This window comes from Pontixanthobacter luteolus (genome assembly GCF_009828095.1).
GTDB classification, from domain to species: Bacteria; Pseudomonadota; Alphaproteobacteria; order Sphingomonadales; family Sphingomonadaceae; genus Pontixanthobacter; species Pontixanthobacter luteolus.
On the sequence record NZ_WTYP01000002.1, the window covers coordinates 31,152 to 57,845 of the forward strand.

Annotated in this window: 26 protein-coding genes and 2 tRNA genes; 13 read left to right on the forward strand and 15 right to left on the reverse strand. The window is 57.0% G+C overall.

Annotated features, from left to right (window positions below):
• Positions 1 to 14 precede the first annotated feature (14 nt).
• The 4 genes from GRI43_RS08575 to GRI43_RS08590 all read right to left on the reverse strand — a co-directional run bounded on the left by GRI43_RS08575 (position 15) and on the right by GRI43_RS08590 (position 3,195).
• On the reverse strand, positions 15 to 1,496 hold the full coding sequence (locus GRI43_RS08575; RefSeq protein WP_160730738.1) for an AAA family ATPase: 1,482 nt from the start codon (positions 1,494 to 1,496) through the stop codon (positions 15 to 17).
• A gap of 180 nt (positions 1,497 to 1,676) precedes the next feature.
• On the reverse strand, positions 1,677 to 2,063 hold the full coding sequence (locus tag GRI43_RS08580; RefSeq protein ID WP_160730739.1) for a hypothetical protein: 387 nt from the start codon (positions 2,061 to 2,063) through the stop codon (positions 1,677 to 1,679).
• Between the two features lie 77 nt (positions 2,064 to 2,140).
• The gene (locus tag GRI43_RS08585) at positions 2,141 to 2,467 is read right to left on the reverse strand and encodes a hypothetical protein (protein ID WP_160730740.1); all 327 of its coding nucleotides are present in this window, start codon (positions 2,465 to 2,467) and stop codon (positions 2,141 to 2,143) included.
• A 68-nt stretch (positions 2,468 to 2,535) separates the two neighbouring features.
• Complete coding sequence (locus GRI43_RS08590) at positions 2,536 to 3,195, reverse strand: DUF4230 domain-containing protein (protein WP_160730741.1); 660 nt, start codon at positions 3,193 to 3,195, stop codon at positions 2,536 to 2,538.
• Between the two features lie 183 nt (positions 3,196 to 3,378).
• Here GRI43_RS08590 and GRI43_RS08595 point away from each other — a divergent pair, with 183 nt between their 5' ends.
• The gene (locus tag GRI43_RS08595) at positions 3,379 to 4,104 is read left to right on the forward strand and encodes a GIY-YIG nuclease family protein (protein ID WP_160730742.1); all 726 of its coding nucleotides are present in this window, start codon (positions 3,379 to 3,381) and stop codon (positions 4,102 to 4,104) included.
• A 15-nt stretch (positions 4,105 to 4,119) separates the two neighbouring features.
• On the opposite strand, the gene GRI43_RS14070 is transcribed toward GRI43_RS08595, so the two are convergent.
• Positions 4,120 to 4,683, reverse strand: a complete 564-nt coding sequence (locus tag GRI43_RS14070; RefSeq protein WP_160730743.1) for a thermonuclease family protein — start codon at positions 4,681 to 4,683, stop codon at positions 4,120 to 4,122.
• 117 nt (positions 4,684 to 4,800) lie between these two features.
• On the opposite strand from GRI43_RS14070, the gene GRI43_RS08605 reads away from it, so the two are divergent.
• The gene (locus GRI43_RS08605) at positions 4,801 to 6,741 is read left to right on the forward strand and encodes a DUF2075 domain-containing protein (protein ID WP_235903700.1); all 1,941 of its coding nucleotides are present in this window, start codon (positions 4,801 to 4,803) and stop codon (positions 6,739 to 6,741) included.
• 215 nt (positions 6,742 to 6,956) lie between these two features.
• On the opposite strand, the gene GRI43_RS08610 is transcribed toward GRI43_RS08605, so the two are convergent.
• On the reverse strand, positions 6,957 to 9,251 hold the full coding sequence (locus GRI43_RS08610; RefSeq protein ID WP_338090030.1) for an AAA family ATPase: 2,295 nt from the start codon (positions 9,249 to 9,251) through the stop codon (positions 6,957 to 6,959).
• Between the two features lie 92 nt (positions 9,252 to 9,343).
• Between GRI43_RS08610 and GRI43_RS08615 the strand changes: the two genes are divergently transcribed.
• Positions 9,344 to 10,084, forward strand: a complete 741-nt coding sequence (locus GRI43_RS08615) for a DCL family protein (protein WP_160730744.1) — start codon at positions 9,344 to 9,346, stop codon at positions 10,082 to 10,084.
• Between the two features lie 323 nt (positions 10,085 to 10,407).
• On the opposite strand, the gene GRI43_RS08620 is transcribed toward GRI43_RS08615, so the two are convergent.
• Both GRI43_RS08620 and GRI43_RS08625 read right to left on the reverse strand, forming a co-directional pair.
• Positions 10,408 to 10,483: transfer RNA gene (locus GRI43_RS08620), tRNA-Thr, on the reverse strand.
• A 41-nt stretch (positions 10,484 to 10,524) separates the two neighbouring features.
• Positions 10,525 to 10,598 (reverse strand) — tRNA-Cys (locus GRI43_RS08625).
• A gap of 136 nt (positions 10,599 to 10,734) precedes the next feature.
• Here GRI43_RS08625 and GRI43_RS08630 point away from each other — a divergent pair.
• Positions 10,735 to 11,514, forward strand: coding sequence for an acyl-CoA thioesterase (locus tag GRI43_RS08630; protein WP_160730745.1), 780 nt, complete (start codon positions 10,735 to 10,737; stop codon positions 11,512 to 11,514).
• 12 nt (positions 11,515 to 11,526) lie between these two features.
• Here GRI43_RS08630 and GRI43_RS08635 read toward each other — a convergent pair whose 3' ends face one another.
• The 6 genes from GRI43_RS08635 to GRI43_RS08660 form a co-directional block, all read right to left on the reverse strand.
• On the reverse strand, positions 11,527 to 12,333 hold the full coding sequence (locus tag GRI43_RS08635) for a crotonase/enoyl-CoA hydratase family protein (RefSeq protein WP_160730746.1): 807 nt from the start codon (positions 12,331 to 12,333) through the stop codon (positions 11,527 to 11,529).
• Between the two features lie 92 nt (positions 12,334 to 12,425).
• Positions 12,426 to 13,010 carry a JAB domain-containing protein gene (locus GRI43_RS08640; RefSeq protein WP_160730747.1) on the reverse strand — a complete coding sequence of 195 codons (585 nt, stop codon included), beginning with the start codon at positions 13,008 to 13,010 and terminating at the stop codon, positions 12,426 to 12,428.
• Positions 12,962 to 13,360 carry a hypothetical protein gene (locus tag GRI43_RS08645; protein ID WP_160730748.1) on the reverse strand — a complete coding sequence of 133 codons (399 nt, stop codon included), beginning with the start codon at positions 13,358 to 13,360 and terminating at the stop codon, positions 12,962 to 12,964. Before GRI43_RS08645 ends, GRI43_RS08640 begins: the two co-directional genes overlap by 49 nt.
• Positions 13,361 to 13,487: 127 nt before the next feature.
• Complete coding sequence (locus tag GRI43_RS08650; RefSeq protein WP_160730749.1) at positions 13,488 to 13,826, reverse strand: hypothetical protein; 339 nt, start codon at positions 13,824 to 13,826, stop codon at positions 13,488 to 13,490.
• 39 nt (positions 13,827 to 13,865) lie between these two features.
• Positions 13,866 to 14,417 (reverse strand): helix-turn-helix transcriptional regulator, encoded by a 552-nt coding sequence (locus tag GRI43_RS08655; RefSeq protein WP_160730750.1) that lies wholly within the window; start codon positions 14,415 to 14,417, stop codon positions 13,866 to 13,868.
• 114 nt (positions 14,418 to 14,531) lie between these two features.
• Positions 14,532 to 15,722: an LL-diaminopimelate aminotransferase gene (locus tag GRI43_RS08660; RefSeq protein WP_160730751.1), complete on the reverse strand. Its 1,191-nt coding sequence runs from the start codon at positions 15,720 to 15,722 to the stop codon at positions 14,532 to 14,534.
• A 158-nt stretch (positions 15,723 to 15,880) separates the two neighbouring features.
• On the opposite strand from GRI43_RS08660, the gene GRI43_RS08665 reads away from it, so the two are divergent.
• The 6 genes from GRI43_RS08665 to GRI43_RS08690 all read left to right on the forward strand — a co-directional run bounded on the left by GRI43_RS08665 (position 15,881) and on the right by GRI43_RS08690 (position 22,347).
• Positions 15,881 to 17,794 carry a PHA/PHB synthase family protein gene (locus tag GRI43_RS08665; protein WP_160730752.1) on the forward strand — a complete coding sequence of 638 codons (1,914 nt, stop codon included), beginning with the start codon at positions 15,881 to 15,883 and terminating at the stop codon, positions 17,792 to 17,794.
• Between the two features lie 573 nt (positions 17,795 to 18,367).
• The gene (locus tag GRI43_RS14090; protein ID WP_420850008.1) at positions 18,368 to 18,697 is read left to right on the forward strand and encodes a phasin family protein; all 330 of its coding nucleotides are present in this window, start codon (positions 18,368 to 18,370) and stop codon (positions 18,695 to 18,697) included.
• A gap of 299 nt (positions 18,698 to 18,996) precedes the next feature.
• Positions 18,997 to 19,380: an ATP-dependent Clp protease adapter ClpS gene (gene clpS / locus GRI43_RS08675; protein ID WP_235903701.1), complete on the forward strand. Its 384-nt coding sequence runs from the start codon at positions 18,997 to 18,999 to the stop codon at positions 19,378 to 19,380.
• A gap of 106 nt (positions 19,381 to 19,486) precedes the next feature.
• Positions 19,487 to 20,731 carry an LPS export ABC transporter permease LptF gene (gene lptF, locus GRI43_RS08680; protein WP_160730754.1) on the forward strand — a complete coding sequence of 415 codons (1,245 nt, stop codon included), beginning with the start codon at positions 19,487 to 19,489 and terminating at the stop codon, positions 20,729 to 20,731.
• A gap of 3 nt (positions 20,732 to 20,734) precedes the next feature.
• A complete protein-coding gene (gene lptG / locus GRI43_RS08685; protein ID WP_160730755.1) occupies positions 20,735 to 21,832 on the forward strand; it encodes an LPS export ABC transporter permease LptG in 1,098 nt (365 codons plus the stop codon).
• Positions 21,829 to 22,347, forward strand: coding sequence for a GNAT family N-acetyltransferase (locus GRI43_RS08690; protein WP_160730756.1), 519 nt, complete (start codon positions 21,829 to 21,831; stop codon positions 22,345 to 22,347). The genes lptG and GRI43_RS08690 overlap by 4 nt, the downstream gene beginning before the upstream one ends.
• Here the strand turns inward: GRI43_RS08690 and GRI43_RS08695 are convergent.
• Positions 22,332 to 23,438 carry a fatty acid desaturase family protein gene (locus GRI43_RS08695; RefSeq protein WP_160730757.1) on the reverse strand — a complete coding sequence of 369 codons (1,107 nt, stop codon included), beginning with the start codon at positions 23,436 to 23,438 and terminating at the stop codon, positions 22,332 to 22,334. The two genes, GRI43_RS08690 and GRI43_RS08695, sit on opposite strands and share 16 nt — an antisense overlap.
• Before the next feature lie 206 nt (positions 23,439 to 23,644).
• Between GRI43_RS08695 and GRI43_RS08700 the strand changes: the two genes are divergently transcribed.
• The 3 genes from GRI43_RS08700 to GRI43_RS08710 all read left to right on the forward strand — a co-directional run bounded on the left by GRI43_RS08700 (position 23,645) and on the right by GRI43_RS08710 (position 26,671).
• Complete coding sequence (locus GRI43_RS08700; protein ID WP_160731650.1) at positions 23,645 to 24,793, forward strand: N-acetyltransferase; 1,149 nt, start codon at positions 23,645 to 23,647, stop codon at positions 24,791 to 24,793.
• 159 nt (positions 24,794 to 24,952) lie between these two features.
• Positions 24,953 to 25,345 carry a response regulator gene (locus GRI43_RS08705; protein ID WP_235903702.1) on the forward strand — a complete coding sequence of 131 codons (393 nt, stop codon included), beginning with the start codon at positions 24,953 to 24,955 and terminating at the stop codon, positions 25,343 to 25,345.
• Positions 25,346 to 25,879: 534 nt separating this feature from the next.
• Complete coding sequence (locus tag GRI43_RS08710) at positions 25,880 to 26,671, forward strand: response regulator (protein ID WP_160731651.1); 792 nt, start codon at positions 25,880 to 25,882, stop codon at positions 26,669 to 26,671.
• Positions 26,672 to 26,694: the final 23 nt, after the last annotated feature.

The window sequence follows — 26,694 nt, forward strand, 5'->3', positions numbered from 1 at the left end:
ACCAATGGACCGGCCTAAGGGTCGTCTGGCTCTGACCAATCGTGAGCAAAGAACACTTTCGCACCGCGCTCCCGGATTGAATAGTTCCAGAGGTGCTTGGCTGGGTCGTCACCGGTGTAGCGTTCAAGCACGTTGATTATGGCCCGGCGGCTGGCACCTGATCGCGCTGCTGCTTCTCGGCTAATGGCCATTTTTTGTTCGACACCGTCTGTGAGACAGGCACGAATTGCCTCGATGATTTGCTGGTCGCTGCGCTGTGCGTCAGCCTCGCTGTATTTGTCGAATTCCACTGCATCGACAGACTTTACCGACGCCAATCTTTCGGCATAGCTTAGGTCTTTGGCATCATCGTACGAGTAGGCCTCATCGTCGTTCGGGCCGCGCCGCTTTGTGAATTGGAATTGCACAATCTTCTCGTTTCGGCTGGTGCGTTCTTCGAGGGGCACAAGCAAACAAGCGGCATCAAAATCCTCAACAATATCGCTTGTCCCTCCATAGATCGGTTGACCGTCCGGTGAGCCGTTCTTGCGAGTATGTGCCAAGGCAACAAATGTCCCTCCCTTCAGCGTAAATTGTCTAACAAGGTTGCCGAAACCGGCACTTTTCGCTTTGTCCATTAAATCGACAAATTTTTTCAATGTATCGATTATGACAATCACGTCATTGCATTGGTCGGAGGTAACCATCTCGGCAATAGCCTCCGACAACCTGGAAGTGGTGAAGCCGCTCATACCGGGCACAAGCGTGTTCGCCTGCAGCTCGTCCAATAGAACGACCTTTTCGGCGACCCCGCGACCGCTATCGTCGGCATTGATGTAGTAGACGTTTTGTGCCCTGATCGTTTTACGATCAACGCCTTCAGACAAAAGATGGAGCACGATAAGGGTCTTACCCGCGTTTGGCGGCGCGTAGATCACTGTGGATTGTCCAAAGAGAATTGCCCCTCCAAGCAGTCCTGTGTGTTCCTTGGCGTGCCTCTCTAGTTCTGCTCCCATTCCTGCGAGGCTGAATGCGGCGAGCGGTGAATTCTCGACAATAGGCGGCAGGTTAGTGCTTTCTGTCTCTGCTGCATCTGGTTCAGCTCCGAACTCCTGCAAGGTATCAAGCACGGAAAGCGCAGAGGCGCTATCAACCCAGTCATTGGGTTGAAAATAGTCACCAGAGGGGAGTGTTATGGGGTCATCAGGTCCATATACTGTTGAACGCCCATCAAAGTGCTTCCTAATGGCGCTCACTGGTACGGATGAGTGCAAGGCGTACAAAACTACTTTTTGCAATGGTCCGGCATTGGCCCAAAGTAGTGGGAAAATCCCGATAGCTTGCAGTGATCGCCGCTGTGCCTCAACTTGCTCATTGCCATTCGCAACGAGTGCAACTGTATTTTTAGGGATTGTACCGATCAACGAACCTGAATTCGGATCGACAAAGGTATCAAAACCGAACGCTTGCCAAAAGCGCTCAGCTTCGCCCACGGGCGAACTTGTGAATTGTGTCATGATTAAACCTTCAAACTTGTGCTCGGCGAAACGAGCGATTGTTCTATTTGCGCGCCGCGCGAAGGTTCAGTTTGAAGTCTCGTTAAAGTCTGCTGGTCTTAGCCGAGCAGTGGCGAGAAAAATGGGGACACGGGGCCGGATTGTCAAGTCCACACCGAGACCCCCCAGATTCTCAGGATCTCAGTTCCCCGCCCTCCCCCTGCCGAAATGCCCACACAGCCGTGACACCAAGCCATCGGTTCTTGACACGAAAAGGACGAACGCAAAGCCGCTGTCGCCAACCGTGTAAATCAGCTCAAACCAGTCGGGATGCACCTCCAACCAATCCCAGTTCGGTTCGAAGTCAGGTTCACCAAATCGCTTGCCTGTCAGCGGGTTGTGCAGCGGTGAAAATCCAAGTTCTTGTACTATCACTTCTTCTGTGTCGCCTTCATCAATCACCGCGATGTGAGTGAGGTCTGAAAGGCCGTTCTCTTTTGCCGTTATCAGATGGCCTTCGATCAAGTCTCGCAGGTCGGTGGGAAGGTTTTGTGCCAGCCCAGTGTGTTGGTCATAGATAGAAATCATGGTCGTATCCTTCAGGCATAAAAAATGCGCCCGAGGCGGGATGCCTGGACGCTGTGTTTCGGTTGGGTAGTGGCTGGTCAGTTGGCTTGGTGTGACCTGCAGTGGTCGAGCAAGGCTTGATCGCCGTCAGGCCGATCTTCAACGAGCACCACTTGGCCCTGCCCGTCGTCGCTCAGGATGAACACGAGCTCGAACCAGCCGTCCGAGTAAGCGATGTATTCAGCTGAAGTGGGATCCAGCCGATCGTCCGGTTCGAGGATGAGGATTGTGCAAAGCTCTGCGAGCGGCTGGTCGTTAAAGTCGGCAAGCCTGTCGCGCGTTGCTGATATTACCGCTTTAGCGGCTGGATGTAGGCTGGAAGCTAGGACCGCCTGCAGCCCTTCCCATGTGTCGATTGTTGTCATGTCGGTTCTCCATAGAAAAAGCCCCCGGAATCGCTTCCGAGGGCTTCAGGGTTTTGATGATTGTTGAGTTAGAAGGCGGCGACCACTTTCACGTCCGGATGCCCAGTTATGCGAAGGGGTATTTCAAAGTACTCCTGCACATTCTCACAAGCGTTACGCTTGGCCACATCGAGCATCGCCCGCTGCTGTGCCTGTGCGGTGATGGCTTTCCTTGCCGTCGCGTAGGCGCGTTTGTTCAAGGCCTGCACCTTGTCGTCGTTCATCGTCAGAATGCCGCCATTTATGGCCGTTGCCCTTTCCGGCGCGAACGCAACGTCGGACAGTCTCAGCTTCGGCAGTTTGACCCGCACAAGCTTCGCCTTCTCGTCGTAGTCGACATCGGCAAGGGTCAGGTCTGCAAGGTTGAGCCGGTAGTCCACCGATGCCGGAACGATCAGTACCTGCTCGCTTTCGAAGATCCACCAGTCGGTGTCCTTGGCGCGAACCTTTGCTGTGCCCTGATAGGACCACACGACCATTTTGTTCTCGGCGCGAAGGCTCTCGACAGTGGCCGACAGCACCTCGCTTTCCTTGACCTGGAAGAAGCCATCTTCCTGCACCTCGTGGACGACTTGGACCTTCGGTGCGATCCAGTAGCCGAGGCCGAAGGTTGCGAGCGGTAACGACGCGACAATCAGGCTCCGCGCCATCCGCTTATCTTGCTCTCCTATCTCTGTGACATTGGTCATCTCGTTCTCCAGTAAAGAAGCCCTCTGACTTTCGTCCTCGGGCTTCGAGTTTGTGGGCTAAAAGACCGACAGAATGCCGTTCTCATATAAGATGCTCGATTTTCCGCACCCTTCGGCAGCGCAGTTTGCGCCTAGGGCTTCTCAGTCTATGGTGAGTGATGTCGCGGTGGGGAGGCGATGGGAATGAAGTCAGAGAAACCAACTCTCCGAACGGATGACCTCCTAAAGCGAGGGTTTATCCATGCCTGCGAGTGGCGGATCATCGAAAATCGCTTGAAGCAGTCAGCGCGCCTTCCCGATCATCCAGGCGTCTACGCCTTCTGCATAGATGGAGTCGCCCAGTACATCGGACTGGCCTCTAAAAGCCTTGCTCGGAGGATTTATGGTTACGAGAAGCCGGGATCTACACAACGAACAAATCAGCGCCTCAATGAGCTACTTCTGGCGCAGGCTAAGTCCGGGATTTCTGTGCAAATCGTGGTGGCCTCGCCGCCAGACTTCGAATGGAATGGCTGGTCCATCAGTGGGGCAGAAGGTCTCGAAGCGGCTTTGATCAGAGATTACTCACTTCCCTGGAATGTGCGGGGTTCTACTGCGAAAGTCTCAGCCCCGCGGCGCAATACGCCCTCACCCAAGAGACCAACAGAGGGTTTCAATACGAACCGTCATCCAGGCAAGTACGGCCCCCTGAGGAGCTTTCTGGAGGATTGTCGCCAAGACCGGATATCAATGACCTTCAGGCAGATCGAGGACCTCGTTGGCAAGCTGCCAAAATCGGCGTCCCTTTATCAGGCTTGGTGGGGCAACCATGAAGGTAACTCCCAAGCCAAAGCGTGGATGGGTGCTCGCTATCTTGTGGAGGCAAATCCAGCCGGAAGGTCGGTGATTTTCCGCAAATTTGAGTATTGACGCCGTGAATTGAGGTTAGCACCAACTCCGTCGCGAACCCGTCCAGTTCTCTGCCAAACCTTCGTTCACGAGGATGCTCCCGAGGCTTTGCCCGTTGCGGGTGATGATCCTCAGCTTACGGCCGTAGCGATCTTCGTCACGATCAATAGCTCTGAGGCGGAAGCCACCTTTATTGAGCAAGGCTGTTAGACGGCTGGTCGCTCGCTCTCCCAAAGCACGCTCGGCCGGGCAGTCTGGGCTGCTGACCTCAGGGGTGTTGATGTCAGCTATTCGGATCTTCTGCCCCTTGAGCCAAATGGTATCTCCGTCGACCACACAGGTAACCCGGATCGGTCCGCTGCAACGTGAGAAGGCAACTTCGTACTGCTCAGACCCTCCGGCAGGTGGTATTTCGGTTGGCGATGTTTGCCACAGCCAGGCGACGGCTATGCCAATTATCGGCGCGAAAACTAAAGCTCCGTAAGGCCAATTCTCTTCCCACCAGGCTTTGCGCTTCCGAGAACTTGGCTCGAAGTTCAGCACGTTCACCGGCCGCTTGTTCAGGGGTGGTGCTCGGAAAGGTCGCCTAGAGCGTGTCATCAATTCCTCCGACGTAGGGCTAGGAGCCTACCCAACAATTGAAATATTGTGTTGATTTTTCGTGTTTGAGCAAGGGTTTGATTTGATTGCGGCAGAATAAGTGGGCAACCCAACAGTATGAACCGAGCCTATGTTTCGATCGACGCATGCCACCTTCCTCAGGTCACCGATGCAGAGCTGCTGGGTCAGTTGGCTGCAGGACTGCCTTTTGCGTTGGAGCCAGCACAGCGTGCGGCCTGGGAGTTTCAGATTGCGCATCTACGCGAACTCGCTGTGGAGTTGCCACCGGCCCACTTCTTTCTTGAGTTCCTTATCCCGCGCATGGGCCGCCGGGCCGATCTCATTGTGGTCATCGATGGACTGATATTTGTCGTCGAGTACAAGGTTGGTTCGAGCCAATTCGACCGTTCTAGTGTGGATCAGGTCTACGGCTATGGCCTTGACCTCAAGCACTTCCACGAGACCAGCCATACTGCGTCGGTAGTTCCTATTCTGGTTGCCACTCATGCGGAGGAACCAGTTGATAACTCTCTTCAATGGGAAGACGACGGCCTGGCTCGCCCATTGAAGGTAAGCGCCGACGGGCTTGCACCCGCAATAAACTATGTCTGCCGCATCTGGGGCGGGCAGCCTATTGGACCGGTTGAATGGGCTGAGGGACGGTATCGGCCGACACCCACCATCGTTGAGGCTGCCCAAGCCCTCTATCGCGGCCATGATGTGGAAGAGATTTCACGTTCGGAGGCAGGCGCTGAAAACCTTACTCACACTTCAGACTACATCGCCTCCGCGATCGAAGATGCCAAACGCAATGATCGAAAGATCATCTGTTTCATCACCGGCGTCCCTGGTTCCGGTAAGACCCTTGCGGGTCTAAACCTGGCAACTGCAAGGCAGCGGGCCCACGGCGATGAGCACGCGGTGTTCCTTTCCGGTAATGGGCCGCTCGTCGAAGTGCTCCGCGAAGCCTTGGCGAATGATGCTGTCGATATCGCACGCGTCGCTGGCGAGAAGACTTCCAAGGTCAAAGAAAACCGCCGCGCTTCGGCCTTTATCCAAAACATCCATCACTTCCGCGACGATGCTCTTTCTACGGAGGCGGCACCGATCGAACGCGTTGCGATCTTTGACGAAGCGCAGCGCGCTTGGGACGTGGAACAGACGTCAAAGTTCATGCAGCAAAAAAAGGGCCAGCTCGGGTTCTCAATGTCCGAACCTGAGTTTCTGCTGAGCGTAATGGACCGGCACGACGGCTGGTGCGCCATCATCTGCCTGGTTGGCGGTGGCCAGGAGATCAACACAGGAGAAGCCGGCATTGCGGAGTGGCTTCGCGCGTTGCAGCGTTCCTTCCCGCACTGGCAGGCGCACATCCCGGAAACACTCGAGCACAAGATTGATCTGGAAGAAGAGATTACGGCTCCAGCCTTGCACCTGGCCACTGCCCTTCGCTCGTTTCGGGCTGAACGACTTTCTGACTTTGTGGGCGAGGTAATCAAAGGGGATGCTGAGGCTGCCCGAGCGATAAGCCATGAACTCCAAGATTTTCCGTTGTTCGTCACGCGCGACATGGACGCGGCACGCTCATGGCTTCGGAGCAATGTTCGCGGCAATGAAAGGTCGGGCTTGCTTGCTTCGTCGAATGCTGCGCGGCTTAAACCCTACGGCATCTTCACTAAGGCCAAGATCGAACCAGCGAAGTGGTTTTTAGCTCCTCCTGAAGACGTGCGGTCATCAAATGCTCTGGAGGACGCAGCAACCGAGTTTGACGTTCAGGGTTTAGAGCTCGACTGGACCTGTGTCTGTTGGGACTCGAATTTTCGCCGGAAAGGCAAAGTCTGGGAAACGATGCAGTTTCGCGGCACGCGGTGGCAGGCGGTGAATGATGCGGCGCGGCAGGCGTTCATTGCTAATTCCTACCGTGTGCTGCTGACCCGTGCGCGCCAGGGGATGGTGGTTTTCGTGCCTGAAGGGACTTTGGTGGATAAGACCCGTGAGCCGGAATTCTACGATGCGATCTTCGAGTTCTTGCGCCTCTCAGGGTTCAAGCCCCTGCCCTAATCTCTTTGGAGCAATGTCAGCTTTGCGCCCTAATGTCGGTCGTTGAAGACCTTACCCCGATAGTCCGGAAGCAGACGTTGAAAGTGCCCTCTTTAATGGCCGCAATGTCGGGCAACTATGTAGGGGGGCTCAAGAATGTATGGTGCTCGGACCCAAGGCAGCTCAACAGTACCCTCGCTTTGAAAGACTGTGCCGTAATGGCATGATCCCCTTGTTCAGCTCCGCCGAATGAAGGTCAGTGTCCTGCTTGCGAAGTTCACGAGCTCAGCATCGTTGATGTCTTCGGTTTGGTAAGTCGGATTTGTGTCGTGGTGATAGCGGTTTGCGAAGTCCAGTATCGCCCGCAATTCTTCCGTATCGGCGAGCGAAAGAATCTGGTTAGCGGTGCCGATGCGCTGATCACAAAGGGTCCAGAAACGTCCAACCATCGATCCAGGTGGGAAATGATTGGCGTAGGCGACCCGCAAGAACGCCTCGATCATGTAGCGTAAATCTGCCGCGACCGTTCGCTCTTGCGCTGGGTCGGCGTTTTGAACGTAGGCCATAGCACGAGCGAAACGGTGATCATGCTCGGTAATGCTGTCGTGGTTCACATCCCATGCCTCAATGATCGAACCGACGGCAGCACGAGCGATACGCAAAGCTGACCGGTTATCCCGGGGCGCGACCTTCCAAAGGGCAATCAGGAACGGCTTGGAGTGCGAAAGCACGATGACCTGCCTGACACGATCCAGCAGGCGCCGTATTTCTTGCACCGTAACCAGCGAACGATGCTCATCGAGGCTGGTCATTGGGTCATCAATGACCACGATCGCGTTGGCGAGGTTTGCCGATTGATGCAGCGAGGCAAAGAAGAATGCCAGCGCAAGGGTGTTTCGGTCTCCGGCGCTCAGCGCAGTGCGGAATGATGGCCCCGCGTCTGCTGCCAGCGGCACATCGACATTATTGATGACGACGTTGTAGGTGGCGGACGATCCGACACGATTGTTAACAGGGCTGACTCCGCCTAATCGGAACCCTGCGTTGAACCTGCCAAGGTAGTTATTGATCGACGCCTCGTAGGTGGGAAATATATTTTGGCGGTAGTTATCCAGCGCAATCCGAGCGTTGTCCCTCGCGGTTTCTGTCTCCTGTTTCGCGGCTCTTTCAGCCAGATAAGCGTTACAACGGGGTGCGATCTGCTCGCTATGTCTCGAACTGGTAGCCTTTAGGCGATTCAAATCAGTCGTCAGCGCCGCCACGTTGGCGGCCTGCGCCTGCTCCTTCACGATGGCGATCTGTCCATTCAACCCTACGAGCAGATCGGAAATAGCTGCGATCTCGTCCCGCTTGACGTGGAAAGCTTCGATGGCGGTGATCGCAGCTGTATCTAGAGCAGCGGCATCCAATGGTGCGGCGCGTTTCGCATTGAGCGCGGCTTGCACGGCATCCCGCGCGGCTTTCCAGGCGCGGGCGAATTCCGCTGTATCGATGGCGAACTCCGGCACTTCGAGAAAGCGAAGCCAAAACGCCCGGCGTTGCGTCGCAACACCAACTTCGCGTTCAAATGCAGCCTGAACTTCGCCACTATGCGCATTCGTCAAGTCGCCACTTGCGGCAGCGAGGTCCGCCTTCAGCGAAGTGTATTCAGCACTGAAAAAGGCTCGGTAATGATCAATGATTTGAGAGCCGTTGAGGGGTTGGGCACAGAATGGACAACTCTTCTCGGCCCAAGGTTGACCATCGCTGGAAAGGATGACCACTCCATCGCTGACCCACCGTTCACCATTGGTCCCGATCTGCGCCAAATGGGTCTGCACCTGCGCCGCCGCATCAGCGTCAAGATGCTCCATACCGCGCGCCAGTAATGCATTGATGCCATCAATATCGAAGGCTGGAAGTATCAGCGCGTCAAACTCCGGTTCGGTTTGCACCGCCGCGCCTGATTGCGCTGCGGCAAGCGCTCGTTCGGCATCCAATATGCTGGCATCAACGTCTTCGATATCTTGGAGCGCGCAGAACTCATCGACGGCAAGCCCGAACCTAGCGATCGCAGGGATCGCCGCCTCTTTCTGGCGAAGCTGCCGATTATGCTCTTCAATGGCTGCAATGTGACCTTGCAGAGCTGAATTTAGCGCAACGCCCTGCGCACCGAGAATGAGTTCGTGTAGATTTTGTCGATGACCTGCCTCGATCTCGATGCCGGAACATACATTCTCCGCTACAAAAGCATCGTCAAAAACGACTAGATCGCTGAGCGGCGCCGACCAAGCACCGTTTTGGAATGCGTGTTGCGCACCATCCAAATCTTCCAGGACGATGTGAGGCGGATTTGCCGCACCGACCCTATGACGGTCTGAGATCAATTTGGGATCACCGCTGCTCAGCGAGCGGAGGATGGCGGCCATCGTCGTCTTTCCGCGGCCGTTCTCAGCGTAAATAATGCTCATCCGCGCGAAGGGTAGCTGGCCACCGAGCGCAACGGCATCAAACTGTCCGACGTTGTTAAGTGAATTAATGTGACCGACCACGGTTTTCCCCAAATACGACGTTACAATGGTAGGGTAATTGCAGCGAAGCAGTTCTCTTGTCGATTCCTTGCCGCTACTACTATGGAGTATTTATGGCCAAACCAATCAACTTGCCAAATGGACGTTCTTGGAAGACGCAATCGGCAGCGTTGGCACATTTTAAGGACATGCTTGGCCGATATGATGACAATGAAGTGGTCGAAGACCGTAACGACCACGACGATCTGATCGCGCTTCTCGAACGTTATGATGGCGTGGTCACAGACCAGCCCTCGAAGATAGGCGCTGGTGTTGACGAGTTTTTTCGCAAGCGCAACTTGTTTGATGGCTTTTCGACGCCCAGTTTTTGGGCGCGCCGTACTGACGGTAGCGAAACCGACTTTAGCTACATCTGGGCAGTCAAAGGCGAACCGAAGTCCGGTGCGCAGGAATTCTACGACGCATGCCGTGCGTCCGTTAATGCCGATCTTGTCGCTGCCAAGCGCAATCACTTCAATACTTATGGGGATGCCACCGGGCGCGTTCCATGCGAACTGACCGGCCAGCTAATCGGCGTCGGTGAGGCGCATCTCGACCACGCCTATCCGACGTTCGGCCATTTAGTGGTGACATTTCGGGCTGCGCGTGGTTGGCAACATGAGGTTCCGAAAGGTGTGCTGAGCCCACCTGCCGATAGCCAAGCGACCACCACCTTCGTTGATCCCGCAGTATCTAAAGCATTCGCGGCGTTCCATCACAGCGCGGCGCTGCTTCGTATAGTCCGTGACAAGATGAATCTTTCCATGGCGGCAGGGCAACGCAAGCCGAAGGTGAAACAGCCAGTGGCAATATGACGTTGGCGGTCGCACACCAAAGAGCCTAGAACGGTGGCTGCCGACAAGAGCCGACGCTTTTTCGCCCCGCTTAGGTAGCGACAATTTGATCGACGTTTGCTGCTTGGCAGGCGGTTACGAACGGCAGCTATGCCGAGCTTGGCTCAGAAAGCCGCCTGTCAGCAACCGGCCCACAAGTGGACTCTCCTATGGGCTAAGCTTTATGTGGGATGAGCGTGGGATCGGCACACGAAAGAGCCAAGGTCGCCCCACTCGATACCCAAGCTCGCGACCAGCCGAGCGGCCTTTCCGCCTTAGTTGTCGAATTTTCCTACTGAAAGCTATGGTGCCGCTTAGAGGATTCGAACCTCTGACCCCATCATTACGAATGATGTGCTCTACCGACTGAGCTAAAGCGGCTCCGGCGGGGTCGATGGCCTGCGCCTGACCCGCTTGATGTCTGGAGGCCCGAGCCGGAATCGAACCGGCGTGCACGGATTTGCAATCCGCTGCGTCACCACTCCGCCATCGGGCCTCTGTTCCCATGGGCAAGGCCCATGGCGGAAGCGGGCATCTAGCGTCTCGCGCACTGATAGGCAATGCGATTCTTGCCGGTCTGCCGATAGTAAAAGCGGGCTGGCACATCAGACGCGTTTCGCTATGAAACCTGAATGAGTGTGAACAGTCTGATAGATCCGATTACCGCTGCTGGTGGCAGCGTAACACTGAACAACGCCGAAAGCTGGATGCAGGGCCGCACGCTGTATGGCGGCGCGTCCGCCTTGATCGCATACACCGCAGCTATCCGGGCCTTTCCCGATCTTCCCCCGCTCCGCGCGGGCCAAGTGGGTTTCGTCGCACCGGTGGGTGAGACATTCGAACTGCGCAGCGAGATGATCCGGCAGGGCCGCAATGTCGCACAATTGCGGAGCGAAATCCTTTCAGAAGGAAAGGTAGCGCTGACCGCGTTCTGGCTGTTTGGCACAGCGCGCGAACCGAATGCTGTCCATCCTGCACCCCTCCCCAGCCCCGATCCCGGCAGACCGGAAGATTCGCGGCCGGCCAACACCGACCGCGCACCTGAATTCCTGCGCAACAATTACGATGTGCATTATACGGCCGAACGGCGCGGGGCAGACGAGCCCGTGGTCAGGCGCTGGACCCGGCTGAAAGAGCCCGCAGACATCGATCCGATCTCCGAACTCATCCTGATGGGCGACACGCTACCCCCGTCAGCTGCACGGATCATGCAGCGGCGCGGACCGATCAGTTCAATCAACTGGTCGTTCAACCTGCTCGATCACCAGCCCAAGACGCGCGATGGCTGGTGGCTGGCAGAAACAGCCAGCGACCACGCCGACGAAGGTTATTCGAGTGAGCGCCTGCGGCTATGGAATGCCGATGGGAAGCAGATGCTGTCCGGCATTCAGGCAGTTGCGATTTTTGGCTAGCGCGCCGACGCGCTAGACGTCTTCAAACTTTGGCGCACGCTTGGCCATCCCGGCCATCACAGCCTCGATCTGATTTTTCGTGCGCATGATGCCGTGCTGCTCGATGCTTTCTTCCATCAGCAATTCGTCGCCCGCAGTATCGGCCATCTTGTTGTGCAGCCGTTTGGCCGCGCGAATTGCGTGCGGGTTGCGATTGGCAATTTCGGTCGCAATCGCAGTGGCCCGGGCATGCGGATCGCTGTCCACGAAAGTCGCCAAGCCATATTCCTGCGCTTCTTCGCCGGTGAACTGGCGGTTCGTGTAGACCAGTTCCCTCAGCACATCGTCACGCACCATGCCGCGCCACAACGCGTAACCGCCCATGTCCGGTACCAGGCCCCATTTGAGTTCCATGATCGCCATGCGGGAATCGGGCGCAGCAACCCGGATGTCCGCACCGCTGGCAATTTGCATGCCGCCGCCGAAACACACGCCGTGGATCGCGCAGATCACCGGGACGGGCAGCTTGCGCCACTGGGTTGCGACCTGCTGGAACTTGTTCGAATTGCCGAAGGTTCGCTCGGTCAGAGAAGGCTCGTCGGATGATGGTTCGCGGCCGAAGCTCGACGTGTCGAGGCCCGCACAGAAGCTTGCCCCTTCGCCCGAAAGCACAACCGCCCGCAGGCCTTTCATAGTGTGCAATGCCTGACCGGCCTTGATGATCTGTTCGAACATCTCCGGATCCAGCGCGTTCATCTTATCGGCGCGGGTTAGACGGACCTGCGCAACACCGTCATCGCCGAGTTTGATCGAGACACGCTCGTTCTGCTGAAATTCCATGCTCGTCACCTGCCGATTCTTTCTGATTATCGATTGGCAGACATGGTTGCGGATGCGGCGTTTGCTGTCCAGACCTTCTTGGGCTCTGCGCCTCAGAAGCGTCCGCCAGACCGCATGCTGTAGGCGCGGTCGGACGTCACGATCAGGTGATCGACAACCTTGATACCCAGCACCTGAGCGGTCAGCGCCAACTGCCGGGTGGAATTCACGTCGTCATCGCTGGGGCGGCAATCGCCGGACGGGTGGTTATGGGCGAGCAGGATCTTGCTGGAATCCAGCGTCAGCGCCCGTTTGAACAGCCTGGAAACATCGCAGCGGACCTGGTGGTCATTGCCCCAGCCCATCTCCTCATCGACCAGGTAGCGCTGCTCCGCGTCGCAAAATACGACCAACAAACGTTCCTCGTTCGCCCGGCACAGGCGCGAGCGCAGATAGATCAGCAATTGCGGATTAAGCGGGTCGACCGGAACGGATTGCAGTTGTTCGCGCTGCGCAGCCTCTACGATGGTTTTGGCAGCGACCAGCATTTCGCAGGCATTACCGAACTGTCCGCCGACTTCGCGCAATTCCGAAGGGGGCGCGGCAAGCGCCTGTGCGAGCGACCCGAAACGGCCCTTCAAAACTTCTGCTAGCTCGCCCGAGCGCTCTCCCGCGAAGGGCGAGAGGAGCTCCGCCATTGCCTGTAATTGCCGTGGAGGCTGACCCGCCGGTGGTGCAACCATATCCCGAACGCCAGGATGATGATCTGAAAATAGAACGGACCCATGTAGAGGATCGCGTAGGCAATCGGAGAGATCGTCTCCACCAGTTCCCGCGCCAGATGTGCCAGGAATGCCAGAATTTGTAAGCCAGCCAGCCATAGGGTGTACATCCGGTTGGCCCGCAGTGCGATTACGATCATCGCGGCGCATGCGGACAAATCTATAAACAGATGTCCGAAATCCACACCTTGCAAGGAGAGATCACGGGCAACGAACAAATGGTACACGTCATCGGACAGGATCATCCAGAGTAGTACCAGGCTCATTCCTCGTTCCGGCCCGCGTCCGAAACGAAACGCGGCGAGGACGAGGAGGAAAACCGCCACCGACTGCCCAATTTCCCGATATTCGTTCCAGAAATTTAGCGCAGCCAGAGCATTACCTTCCGCTTCTTCAGGTGAGCTCGCTCTCTACCAAAACAGCGTCGAGCGCGGAAGCAGGGATTACAGTGGGGACGCCTTCGTCCGACCCGGCATGTTCACGATAAATCTTACTCAGTTCGTCATGCACGCGCAGCAGGCTGGTCGACATCGACATCGCTTGCTGTTCAGCCTGGGTCAGACGAAGAACCGCCTTCTGGCCAACATCGATTGCGATGTCAGGATTTTGGCGGGCTGAAATCATCGCCTGCTTGAGCTTGGAACATGCGATCATCGCTTCATCCGAAAGGGCTTCGGCTTCGCGGATCAGCTTTTTAATGTTCAAGGCGTCATTGCGCATTGTGTCGTTCATTGAAAATCTCCGGCGGGTTGAGACCCGCGAAGATTACATTCACGAGTCTTGAGAACTCGCGTCGATGGAGGCTTTTCCGTCCAGAACTTCGCCGACCGATACAGCCGCCGAAACGACCAGGATGATCGCGGCGACCACTCCGAAAGCGATGCCGATCATTGCAGCCAAGCGCAAAAGAACGGCGTTTTCACCATCTAACGCAGTTGGGACGACCACCGGCTCCCGGGGTCCTGACCAAGGCACATCGATGAGGACGTGATGCGCATCAGAAAGGACGATCTCGCCGGGGTCGACCCGAGAACCCTGATCGGGGAAGATCGGTTCATCCGGCAGCTGAGAATTCCTGTATATAGGTTTTCTATAGGGGTCTTCGCCCTTGTATTCGTAGTCTGGTTCCGCCCTGTACGCCTCGACCAGCGCATTGAGGCTTTCCGCCTCGAATTTATCCTTCAGTGCACGGATATGCTGGTTTATGCGCGCCTCGGACACGCCGAGTTCGGCGGCGATTACCTTGATTGGCACGCGCCGATCCACACGCTCGAGCACGGCGCGTTGCTTCTCGGTCAGGTCAAGAGTGGCTGCCGATGTCATGGGTGAGGGAATGTCCTCATGGTGCAAAGAGTAAATTATTGTTCACGCCGAATCAACGCACAGAGGCACCGATTCGGTCCAGACAATAAAAATCCTTATATTTGAGCGAAGCGTTCAGCCATTTACGCCAAGCGAGGTAAGGTAACGCTTAACGTTACGCGCAGCCTGCCTAAGTCTTTGCTCATTTTCGACCATGGCGATTCGCACAAACCCCTCGCCCATCTCGCCGTAACCTACGCCCGGGGCGACAGCTACTTCAGCATTGGTAAGAAGTTGCTTGGAAAATTCCAGGCTTCCCATGTCTTTGAGCGCTGGCGGCAACGGCGCCCAGGCAAACATCGAGGCGGGCGGTGGCGGAATATCCCAACCGGCACGGCCAAATGCCTCGACCATCACGTCGCGCCGCTTCTGATACAGCAGCCGGTTGGATTCGACGATATCCTGCGGGCCGTTCAGTGCCGCACAGGCGGCGGCCTGAATCGGGGTGAAGGCGCCATAATCGAGATAGGATTTCACGCGCGTCATCGCCGCGATGAGTTGTTTGTTGCCCACTGCAAAACCCATGCGCCAGCCGGCCATCGAATATGTCTTCGACATGGACGTGAATTCAACCGCGACATCCTTCGCGCCGGGAACTTGCATGATCGACGGTGTCGGATTGCCATCATAATACAGCTCTGAATAGGCGAGGTCGGACAGGATCCAGACCTCGTTCTCCTTTGCCCACGCCACAAGTCGTTCGTAAAATGCCAGATCGACCACTTCCGCAGTCGGATTGGACGGATAATTCACCACCAGTACGCTGGGCCGCGGGACGGTGAACGCCATGGCATTTTCCAGCGCGCGCCAGTATTCTTCATCGGGCGTCGTCGGAACTGCGCGGATCGTTGCACCGGCAATGATGAAACCAAACGTATGGATCGGATAGGATGGATTTGGCGCCAGAATAACGTCGCCCGGGGCAGTGATCGCATTCGCCAGGCTGGCCAGACCTTCTTTCGAACCCATGGTCACGACGATTTCTGTTTCAGGATCGACATCGACGCCAAACCGCCGAGCATAGTAATTCGCCTTGGCCTTGCGCAGCCCGGGAATGCCTTTTGACTGCGAATATCCATGCGCATCTGGCTTCTGCGCAACTTCGCACAGCTTCTCTATCACATGCGCCGGCGGCGGCTGGTCGGGATTACCCATCCCCAGGTCGATAATGTCGCGCCCTTCATGCCGCGCGGCTGCCCGCATCGCGTTCACTTCGGCGATGACATAGGGTGGCAGTCGTTTCATGCGGTAGAAGTCGGTGTTCATTTTGTTACCTGCAGGGCCTTTCGCTTGGAATTCCTATTCAGAAACAGAAGATCTGCTGTTTCAATGTTGTGACCTATCCAAGGTCAGCTACAATCACGCAAGCCGCAATCTATATCCAGAGATAGATTCGTACCACGCCCTCGCACCGCAGGACTGTCATGACCGACCCCAAAGATCCGACTGCCCCCTTCGCCGAACTGATGAAAGGCCAGGCGGCCATGATGCAAGGTATGCTGCAGCAATTCATGCCGGGGATGACTGGCGCCGCAGGGTCATCGCCATTCGCAGGTGCCGCACCGATGACGCCCGGCGCCATGGGTGCGCCAGCGGACATGGATCACTGGCACGAAGTGTTCGGCAAGCTGCAGAAAATGTGGATGGATCTGCAGGCTGAGCAAGCGCAATCGACAGAGCCGAAACTGGCGATTGTCGATCCGCTCGAATGGTTTGGTGCAATGCAGAACTGGTATCGCCAGATGCCGATCACCGAACCTGCGAACCAGAAGAAGCTATGGGAAGACAGCCTTGAACTTTGGCAGACAGTGCTCGGCAGATACGGGATTGGGCCAGAAGCGGTCACCGAAGACGAGCGCGAGCTGCCGCGCAAGGACCGCCGCTTTGCCGATCGGCGGTGGAGCGACCAGCCTGCTTTTGCCCTGATCCACCAGACTTACCTGCTGATAGCCGAGCGGCTGTCCGGCATGGTCGATGAAATGGAAGGGCTGGATGAAGGCCAGCGCGAACAGCTGCGCTTTGCCACCCGGGCGGTGACCGAGGCGTTGAGTCCGGCAAACTTTCCGATGCTCAACCCGATCGTGATCGAGAAGACGCTGGAGCAGAAGGGCGAAAACCTGGTCAAGGGTATGGAGCATTTCGCGGCCGACATGAAAAAGGGGCAATTGACCCATGTCGATCCCGATGCGTTCGAACTCGGCAGGAATATCGCGGTTACCCCGGGCAAGGTCGTATACGAAACCGATCTCTACCAGTTGATCCAGTACACACCGACTACTGACGAAGTGCTGGAAACGCCGCTGGTGATTTTTCCGCCCTGGATCAACCGCTTCTATATTCTCGACCTCAATCCCAAAAAGAGCTTCATCCGCTGGGCCGTCGAACAAGGCGTGACCACCTTCGTAGTCAGCTGGAAATCCGCGGACGAAAGCATGGCCGATGTCGTGTGGGACGATTACATTCGCGCGCAAATCGATGCGATCAACCACATTCGTGCACGGCTGAAGGTACCGTCTGTCCACACCATCGGTTACTGCGTGGCCGGCACTACGCTGGCAGCAACACTGGCGATCCTCCACCGCCGGGACGAACAGGACAAGGTCAAAAGCGCGACCTTCTTCACCGCTCAGGTCGATTTTGCAAAAGCAGGCGAATTGCTCAACTTCATTGATGACCGGCAGTTGTCAGGCATCGAGCAGCTGACCAATTGCGGCTATCTCGATGGCCGATACACTGCGGCGGCATTCAACATGCTCCGCGGCAGCGATCTGATCTGGAATTACTGGATCAACAATTATCTGCTGGGCGAAGATTATCCGGCGTTCGACCTGCTGCACTGGAATGGCGATGTCACCAATCTGCCTGCCAAATGGCATCAGGAATATCTGCGCGACCTCTACCGCGACAACAAGCTGGTGCAGAGCGATGCGTTAAGCGCCGACGGAACCGCTATCGATCTCAAGCTGGTCGAAACACCGTGCTATGTTCAGGCTGGCAAGGAAGACCATATAGCGCCTGCCGAAAGCGTCTGGCACATTACCGACCACTTTCAGGGGCCGATGCGTTTCGTGTTGGCAGGTTCGGGCCATATCGCCGGAGTGGTCAACCCGCCCGGATCGGGCAAGTATCAGTATTGGACCAACGAGGCGGATGTGTCTTCGTTGCAGGAATTCCGTGAGGGGGCGACAGAAACGCCCGGCAGCTGGTGGCCCGACTGGATCGACTGGCTCAAACAGCAGGACAACACTCTTATACCCGCGACAGGCAAGCGAAAACCGGGCGGTAGAGGCGACAAAATTATTGAAGACGCGCCTGGACGCTATGTGAAGAGCCGCTAGTTCTGCTTTATAAACAATAGCTTGCAGGACTATGCTGCACTGCACAAAAACTTCTTGACTTCGCAGTCGCAATCCCTATTTTGTGCACTGCAACAAAAGGGTGCTGCACCCGCGAAGCAAGAGGTACTGACCATGGCTACCAACGCCAGTAAAATCGATGCTGCTGCTGAAAAGGCATACGCCGAAGCTGCTGCCAAGAAGACAGACGCCAAGCCTGCTGCTGAAGACGCAAAGTCGGATGTCAGCGTGAAGGCAATCGCGGAAGCCGTGAAGGCGGACGAACCTGCTCCGGCCAAGAAGGCACCCGCGAAGAAAAAGGCTCCGGCCAAAAAGAAAGCTGCGGCGAAGAAGGTTGCTGCCAAAAAGCCTGCAGCCAAGAAAACCGCAAAGAAAGCGCCTGCAAAACGCAAGGCCGCCGTCAAGAAAATCACGAAATCCCCCGCAAAGGAAACCATTATGACCAAAGCACAGACCAAAGCCACCGATTACACCGCACAGGTAAAAGAAGGTCTCGCTGACCTGCAGACCCGCGCCAAGACGGTTTACGACAAGGGCACCGAATACGCCGCTGAAATGGGCGAATTCACCAAGGGCAACGTCGAAGCAGTCGTTGAATCGGGCAAGATCCTCGCTTCCGGCATGCAGGACATGGGAAAGACCTATGTCGAAGACGCCAAGGGTGCAGTTGAAACCATGACCGCAGACGTCAAGGAAGTCGCAGCTGTTCGCTCGCCGACTGAATTCGTCCAGCTTCAGGGCAAGTTCGCTTCGCGCAATTTCGACGCAACCGTCGCTGCCGTTTCGAAGAACACCGAAGCATGGGTCAAGCTGGCTAACGAAGCATTCGCTCCGATTTCCAGCCGCATGAGCCTGGCTGCAGAAAAGATCCGCAAGGCTGCCTAATCTCCTGATCGCCCGAAAGGGCTGAACAGGAACGAGGTTTCAGCCGGAACTCTCCCTCTCCCTCTCCGGCTATTCCTCCTGCGGGTCGGACGGTAATCCCGTCCGGCCCGCTTTCTATTTGGGTCCGACATCTCTTTGGGCGTGAGACTTGAACGGCCCGGCTATTTGCCCCGGCCATTTGCCCCGGCCATTTGCGAGGCGTTAATTTGTCACCGGCAAGAACAGAATTCGACCACCTGCCCCCGCAGCGCCCAACTGGCCCTTGCAGTTCGCGCGCCGCATACGATATTGGCCACGCAATGATCACGACCCCACCCTGCCAACTTGCCGCCCATACCGCGAATCGCGCGGCTGGCGAGGATTCGCCTGACGATGGCGATATCGGTGAAGGCCAGGTCGGCATCGCGACCAAGTCAAAAGCGAAACCGAAAAAGCCCAGCCAGTACAAAGTGCTGCTGCTGAACGACGATTACACGCCGATGGAATTCGTCGTGATGGTCCTCAAACGGTTTTTCCGGATGGATCTGGAACAAGCGACCAGAGTGATGCTGCATGTCCACCAGAAGGGTGTCGGCGTGTGCGGTATATTCCCCTACGAGGTTGCTGAAACCAAGGTGAACCAAGTGATGGATTTCGCCAAAGAGAACCAGCACCCGCTCCAGTGCACGCTGGAAAAAGCCTGACCGACCAGCAATATTGTGCGGCCTGTGCATCGCGGGGCATGACCGCGGGCGAAATACGCGCTAGAGTTGTTTCAGCGACAACAATAACGAGCCAGGCCGCGTAAGCGTGTTCAATTTCATTCCCGCCATTGACCGATACATTTTCCGGCTGGTGATCCTGCCGATGCTGGGCGTGTTTGCGATTGCCGCCTCGCTGCTGCTGCTCGACAAGATGCTGCGCCTGTTTGATTTTGTCGCAACAGAAGGCGGGCCGGTAGGCATCGTTTTCAAAATGCTCGCCAGCCTGATCCCGGAATATGCGAGCCTCGCGATTCCTCTCGGGCTGCTGCTGGGCATTTTGCTGGCATTTCGCAAACTCGCCACCTCCAGCGAGCTCGACGTGATGCGGGCAGTCGGGCTGGGTTATGGCCGGCTGTTGCGCGTGCCTTATATCATCACTGCGGTGCTGATGGCGGTCAATGTTGCGCTGGTTTTCTATATCCAGCCGGTCAGCCGGTATTATTACGAACAGCTCGAATACGAACTTCGCTCCGGCGCGCTGGGCGCGTCGATCAAGGTCGGCGAATTCACCACCCTCGCTGACCGCATGGCGCTGCGGATCGAACAAAGCGAAGACGATGGCAGGCGGCTGAAGGGTATCTTTGCCCGCGCATCGAACAGCGAAGGTCAGGTGCTGTCCATCACCGCGCGCGAAGGCAATTTCCTGGCCACCAACGACAGCCCCGACACCATCATTCTGCGGCTGACCGATGGCACGATCGTGCAGGACACGGGCGGCGAGAAATCGACCCCGCGCGTGCTCAGCTTTACTCGTCACGACCTGCCCATCGACCTGCCCCGGATCGAGGAATTCCGCGACCGCGGCGATGCGGAGCGCGAGTATATTCTGCCGGAACTGCTCAGTATCGGCTGGTCGGACAATGAAAGCGAGGCCAAACGGGATGCGAGCCAGGCCAGCTTCAACTTCCGGTTGGTCGAAGTGGTCATGATGTTGCTGATGCCGTTACTGGCGGTGGCACTGGCGATCCCGCCCAAACGATCGACATCGGCCCTCGGGGTTTTTGTGTCGATCGTGATGGTCGTCGCCTACCACAAGGTGAACCAGTACGGAGAAGACATCGCCGCGCTTGGCCGGGTTGAACCGATCGTCGCCTTGTGGGGCCCGTTCCTGTTATTCGCCGCGCTGATCCTGTGGATGTATTACCGGGTCGCTTTCGTGCCCGGCGGTCAGGCCATCGGCGCGCTGGAGGCAGCGAGCGCCAAGATGGGCAAACGCGTCCGCAAGCTATTCGGCCGCAAGAAACGCAGCCGGCTTGCCGGACCGGCCATAGAAACAGCACCGGCAGAATAGACCATGCAGCTCGACTTCTTCCCTTCGCGAACGCTGACGTTCTATCTGGCGAAACTGTTCGTCGTGCGCATTCTCGCGATGCTGGCGGTGCTTGTCCTGGTGCTGATGGCGCTCGACCTGCTCAGCACCACCGGGGAAATTCTTGCCGCACCCGGCAATGGACAATCGGAACTGCTGACTTATGCGATGCTGCGAATACCGCAGCTGATCTCGCGTTTCCTGCCGTATTCGGTTCTGCTTGCCACCCTGATTACGCTGGTCACGCTCAACCAGAACAGCGAGGTCGTGGCGATGAAGGCGGCCGGGCTTTCCGCGCATCAGGTACTGGCACCGTTGTTGCTCACTGCCGCGATAGTTTCCGTTGTCAGCTTTGCCTTTAACGAACGTATCGTGACCCGCGCCACTGCCACGTTGAAGGCATGGGAAGGCGCGGAGTTTGGGCCGATACCGGAAGATTCCGCCGTGAAGACGAATGTCTATCTGACTGACGGCGCCAATATCCTCGCCGCAAGCAGGTTGACCGGAACCGGCGAAGCCATACGGATGGAAGGCGTCACCTGGTACAGCCGCGACAGTTCGGGAATGCTGGCCCAGCAAGTGCGTGCAGAGCGCGCCACCTATGCCGCGCCCGGCTGGAAGCTCGAGAATATAGAAAGCTTCGATGTTGCCTCTGCCGACACGCGGGCGCAGGACACCATGATCGTCGGTGAAGGTTTGACCGTTGCCCAGATAGAACTGGATAGCGTCGATCCCGATGCCCAGGATTTCTTTTCGTTGTCACGCTCAATCGATGCCTACGAAGCCGTCGGTCGGCGCACCAGCGAATTGCGGGCAAAATGGTGGCACAAGCTATCGGGTCCGCTTTCCGCTTTCCTGATGCCGTTACTCGGTTCGATCGCGGCGTTCGGGCTTGCACGGTCGGGCCAGCTGTTCCTGCGCGCAATTATCGGCATGGCGCTGGGTTTTGCCTACTTCGTGGTCGACAACGCCGCTTTGGCGATGGGCAATTTCGGCGGATACCCGCCATTTCTGGCGGCCTGGGCCCCGTTCTTCCTGTTTACGCTGATCGGTGAGACGGTCCTTATCCGTACCGAGGAGTGACCGACTGGTCGCTACGCCTGGCACGGCGGGACGATGCTGCGCATCTGCCGGGCATAGAAAGATCAGCCAGCGCGCTGTTCGCGCAAAATCCCGAACTTGCAGGCATCGATTTCAGCGATGTCTCGAGCGTTGCGCAGCATGAAGCCCTGATTGCAAAGGGCCATTCCCTCGTCTCATCTGCCGACGAAAAGATCGTCGGGTTTCTTGCAGCTGAACCTCACAGACGGGAACTGCATATCTGCGAAATGTCGGTGGATGCCAATTATCAGCAGATGGGGATAGGCGCCGGGCTCCTGCGCGCCTGCATGATCGATGCGCGAAATTCAGGCTTTTCCGCGCTGACGCTGACCACATTTCGGGATATTCCGTGGAACGCCGCATTCTATGCGCGACTGGGGTTTGCGGAAGTCAGCGACCTCGACGCGCACCCACGGCTTGCGGGCGAACTGGCCAGCGAAGAGACGAACGGTTTGCCGCGAAGCCTGCGCTGCGCGATGATCTATTTTATCGATTGATCCCGGCTAACCCGCATGGTGCTGCGCGCGATACGCGCAACCAGCGTGAACATACCTTTGTGGTTCGCACCGTCGAACGTCGATCCAGCGCCAAGATGCGCGGCCAGCCTGCGGTGTGCCTCCGGCAGCGAATGATAAGGCATGCTGGGCATCAGGTGGTGCAGCGCATGATAACGCAGGCCGACCGGTGCCCAGATTTCCGCGATCCTGCCCGGCGGCGGGACATTGACCGAATCCAGATACTGCGCAGTAACCGTCATCGCTTCGCCGTCATTCTCCCAAAGATGCGCGACCAGCGTCCGCAGCTGGTTGAGAACCGCGGTAAACGAGAACACGGCAAGTGCGACGAGGATCGGTTTCCAGCCGAAAGCAAAGATGCTGCCGATCAGGCACCACGCCCAGATCATTCCCAGCGTTTCCTGCCAGAAAACGCGCGGCTTCAACTCGCCTTCCGGCGGACGGCGGCGAAAATCGGGATTGATCGACAACGCCGAGACACGTTCCCATACGAGTTTGCGGATCGGCGGGAAAACCGCGCCAAGCGGAACCAGAATGCCAAACCGCAAAACCAGCGCTGGCGGCGCCAGCAGCGCGATCAGCACGAACAATGGCAGCGACCACGGCTTCATCAATGCCAGGGGCAGGTATTCAGGGTCTTCGATTGTACCGTACTGGGTGCGCTTGTGATGCAAGGTGTGAACCCCTTCATACATGAAGGACGGGGTCAGCATCGGGATACCAACCAGCAAGTTCCACGCCTTGCGAAATCCCGGCAGCGCGTTCCTGTGGATGTGCGACAATTCATGGATAAACAGCAGCGCACGGTACAGCAGCAGGGCGGATGCGAGGCCCGCAGCGATTGCCAATGGCACGCTGTCCGTAAGGATCGCCAATGCCAGCGCCGCATAACCCAAGCCTGCCGAAAGCAGCATGTCGGTCCAGTAAATTGACGCTTTTGCCTCCGCGATATCCTTCGTCAGGTCGCGGGCGGCGCGCAGCATATCCTTGTCGTCGGCAATCCGCGCGCGTTTTGCCGGCTCGGCAGTGGCGCGCGCGTTTGCCGCAGGATTGATCGTTTGTTGCATAGTCATAATTTCAAATCCGAGAGGGCCCATACCGCAATCCGGCGGTTCGCAACAGTCCTTGTCGCCTGTCATGCCGCATGCGGGCACTCTGGGCGAGACTGACCTGGGTCGCTTGACAAGACAGGATATGCACACACAGGGCTAATCCAGCATGAACAGGGCGCAGAAAGCGTCAGGCCGCAAGGTCAAGCAAGGGTACTAGAGTGAACGACATGCAGATAGTTATCGCCCCCGCGAAGAGCAAGAAGGAGCGCGCCGCCTTCGTCGACCTTGGCCGCAAGTTTGCAGCGGCGACGCCGCACAGTGTTCCGCAATTGCGCAGCGAAATGCTGGAACTTGTCGATCCGGCCAAGAACCCGTTTTTCGAACATGCCCGCGTTCAATTGCTGATGGCGTTCAGGGGCGGAAAGCCGGTCGGCCGAATTTCGGCGCATATCGACGAACTCGCGCTGGAATTGCCCGCCGAGCAGGGAATGGGCCGCGGCACCGGTATGTTCGGCTATTTCGATGCAGAAGATGAACAGACCGGTCACGCGCTGCTTTCTGCCGCAGAAGACTGGCTGCGAGCGCAGGGCATGACCCATGTCCTCGGCCCGATCAGCCTGTCGATCTGGGAAGAGCCGGGCCTGCTGACCTTCGGCCACGATCATTCGCCGCTGATCATGATGGGCCACCACCCCGCCCACTATCAGGGCTGGATAGAGAGCGCCGGGTACAGTGAAGCGAAGAAGCTGCTCACCTACGATCTGGACGTGGAAGTTGATTTTTCGCCGCTCATCCGGCGCATCGTTAAATCCGGTCAGAATAATGACCGCATTCACCTGCGCAGTGCAGACAAGAAAAATTTCGAAGATGAAGTCCGGATTATCCTGCACATCCTGAACGATGCGTGGTCAGACAATTGGGGCTTCATTCCGTTTACAGAGCGCGAAATATCCTATGCGGCGAAGAAACTGAAACCGCTGGTGCACCCGGAACTTGTCCGGATCATGGAGCTTGACGGACGCCCGGTCGCATTCATGATCGCGCTCCCCGATGTAAACCGCGTCCTCTCGCAAATTCGCGGCAAGATGCTGCCGTTCGGCTGGCTCAAATTGCTCCGCTGGTCGAGAAATCCGATCGGGAGCGACATGCGCGTTCCGCTGATGGGCGTGCTAAAGGAATTCCACAATTCGCGCTTGGCGAGCCAGCTGGCTTTCATGATGATTGATGCAGTGCGACAAGACGCACGCGCCGCGTTCGACACAAAACGGGCCGAAATCGGCTGGATTCTCGACGATAATCAGGGAATGATTGCAATCGCCGATGCCATTGGCAGCAAGGTGAACCGCGAATACGTGATCTTCCGAAAGGACCTCTGACGGTCTTCGCAGGGCTAAGCCGTTTTGCCGCAGCGACCAAACTACATCCGCTGCGGGAACCACCCGCACCGCCGCGACTTTAATTATCAATGTATCACGCAACTTCAGACGCATAGGGCCCATATGGTCAAAGCCGCTTCACAGCCACGCGACCGCACCATGCCTGAGTGCGTTCTTGTCGTGGAAGACGACACCGTTCTTGCACTGTCGATGGAGCAGACGCTGATCGAAGCTGGCGTGAAGTCGGTCTATAGCTGTGCGAGCACGGAAGAAGCGGTCAATCACCTGCGCGAAAAACGCCCGGACGCAGTGATCATCGATATTCATCTTGCAGATGCCGACGATGGATATGTAATCGCGGAAATCGTCTCGCTGCTTAGCCCGCGGTCGCCGCGTATCGTTTTTTCCACCGGTTCGCCGAAGGAAATACCGGCGAGTGTAGCCAAACTCGGCAAGATACTGGAAAAACCGTATCAGCCCGAGGAATTGCTCGCCGCAATTGAAGGGAAGCCAAAAGGCATTCTCAAACGGCTGATCTCCAGCAGCAACTGACCGCTGTCAGCACCTCGGTGCCGCCCAGATCCAAACCACAGCGCCGCCGCAAAACCGGTAACTTTGCCGGAGCGGACCGCACTGCATCCACCCACCGTTCCGTAGAGAATTGGCCAACTGACCTGTAATTTGCTCGCGCTCGACGCGAACTCGACGCGAAGATGGCATCAGTAAAAATAGAAAGGCCTCCGTTCTCTCATGGAGAAAGGAGGCCTTTCGGGATCATATCACCAGCCGTTTGGACGGGAGGGGGGTCTCGGCGGTGATACAAGAATAATGCTCGGCAATTTAGTCGGTTCCCGGCACCGTTCGTTTTGCTGCAAAAATTTTCCAAGTCCTTGATTTACTGCATGGAAAATTTGCCAAACGGTCATCCGCTTGTTCGATCGCTCTCGCGCGTTATAAGTCTCCCAGCATCATTCCAATCCGCTTGCTATCACCATTGGCGAATTGATTTTTCTTGGTGGAATGACTGGAACAATAGGGGTGAGCGAGCGTTTCACGCACGCACAGAATTCAAACGGAAGGGTATTCATGTCACTTGGAAAACGCGTCGCCGAGCATCTGCCATTTTTGCGGCGCTATGCCCGCGCACTGACCGGGTCACAAAAGACAGGTGACACATACGTTACCGCAACTTTGGAAGCCGCTCTTGCCGATGACGAGCTGAAAGCATCGCTGGAGAACGGCAGAGTTCCTCTCTACCGCGCTTTCAACAAGGTCTGGGCCAGCTCCTACACAGAAGCAGAGCCGGAAGGCGATGCGCTGACCGGGCATGAAGCTGCTGCCCAGGACCATCTCGGCCGGATCACTCCGCTCAATCGTCAGGCATTGCTGCTGACGACGCTGGAAGATTTCAGCATCGCCGATACCGCCACCATCATGGATATGAAGTCCGAAGACGTCGAATCCCTGATCAAGGAAGCAGTGCGTGAAATTGACGATGAATCGGCAACCAGCGTGCTGATCATCGAAGATGAGCCGCTGATCTCGATGCAGCTGGAAGATCTGGTGACGTCGCTTGGTCATGAAGTGTGCGGCACTGCCGCGACACGGACACAGGCTGCCGAAGTTGTCGCCAACAAGACACCCGGCCTTGTGCTTGCAGATATCCAGCTGGCTGATGGTTCTTCAGGCCTCGACGCGGTCGACGATATCCTCGCGATTTCCAGCGTCCCGGTTATCTTTATCACCGCATACCCGGAACGTTTGCTGACAGGCACCCGTCCGGAACCGACCTATCTGGTCACCAAGCCATTCCAGGAAGAGACTGTTCGCACAGCGATCAGCCAAGCATTGTTCTTCGGCTCCAGCCGGCCGCTCTGAGCTAAAATTGAGACGAAGCTGCG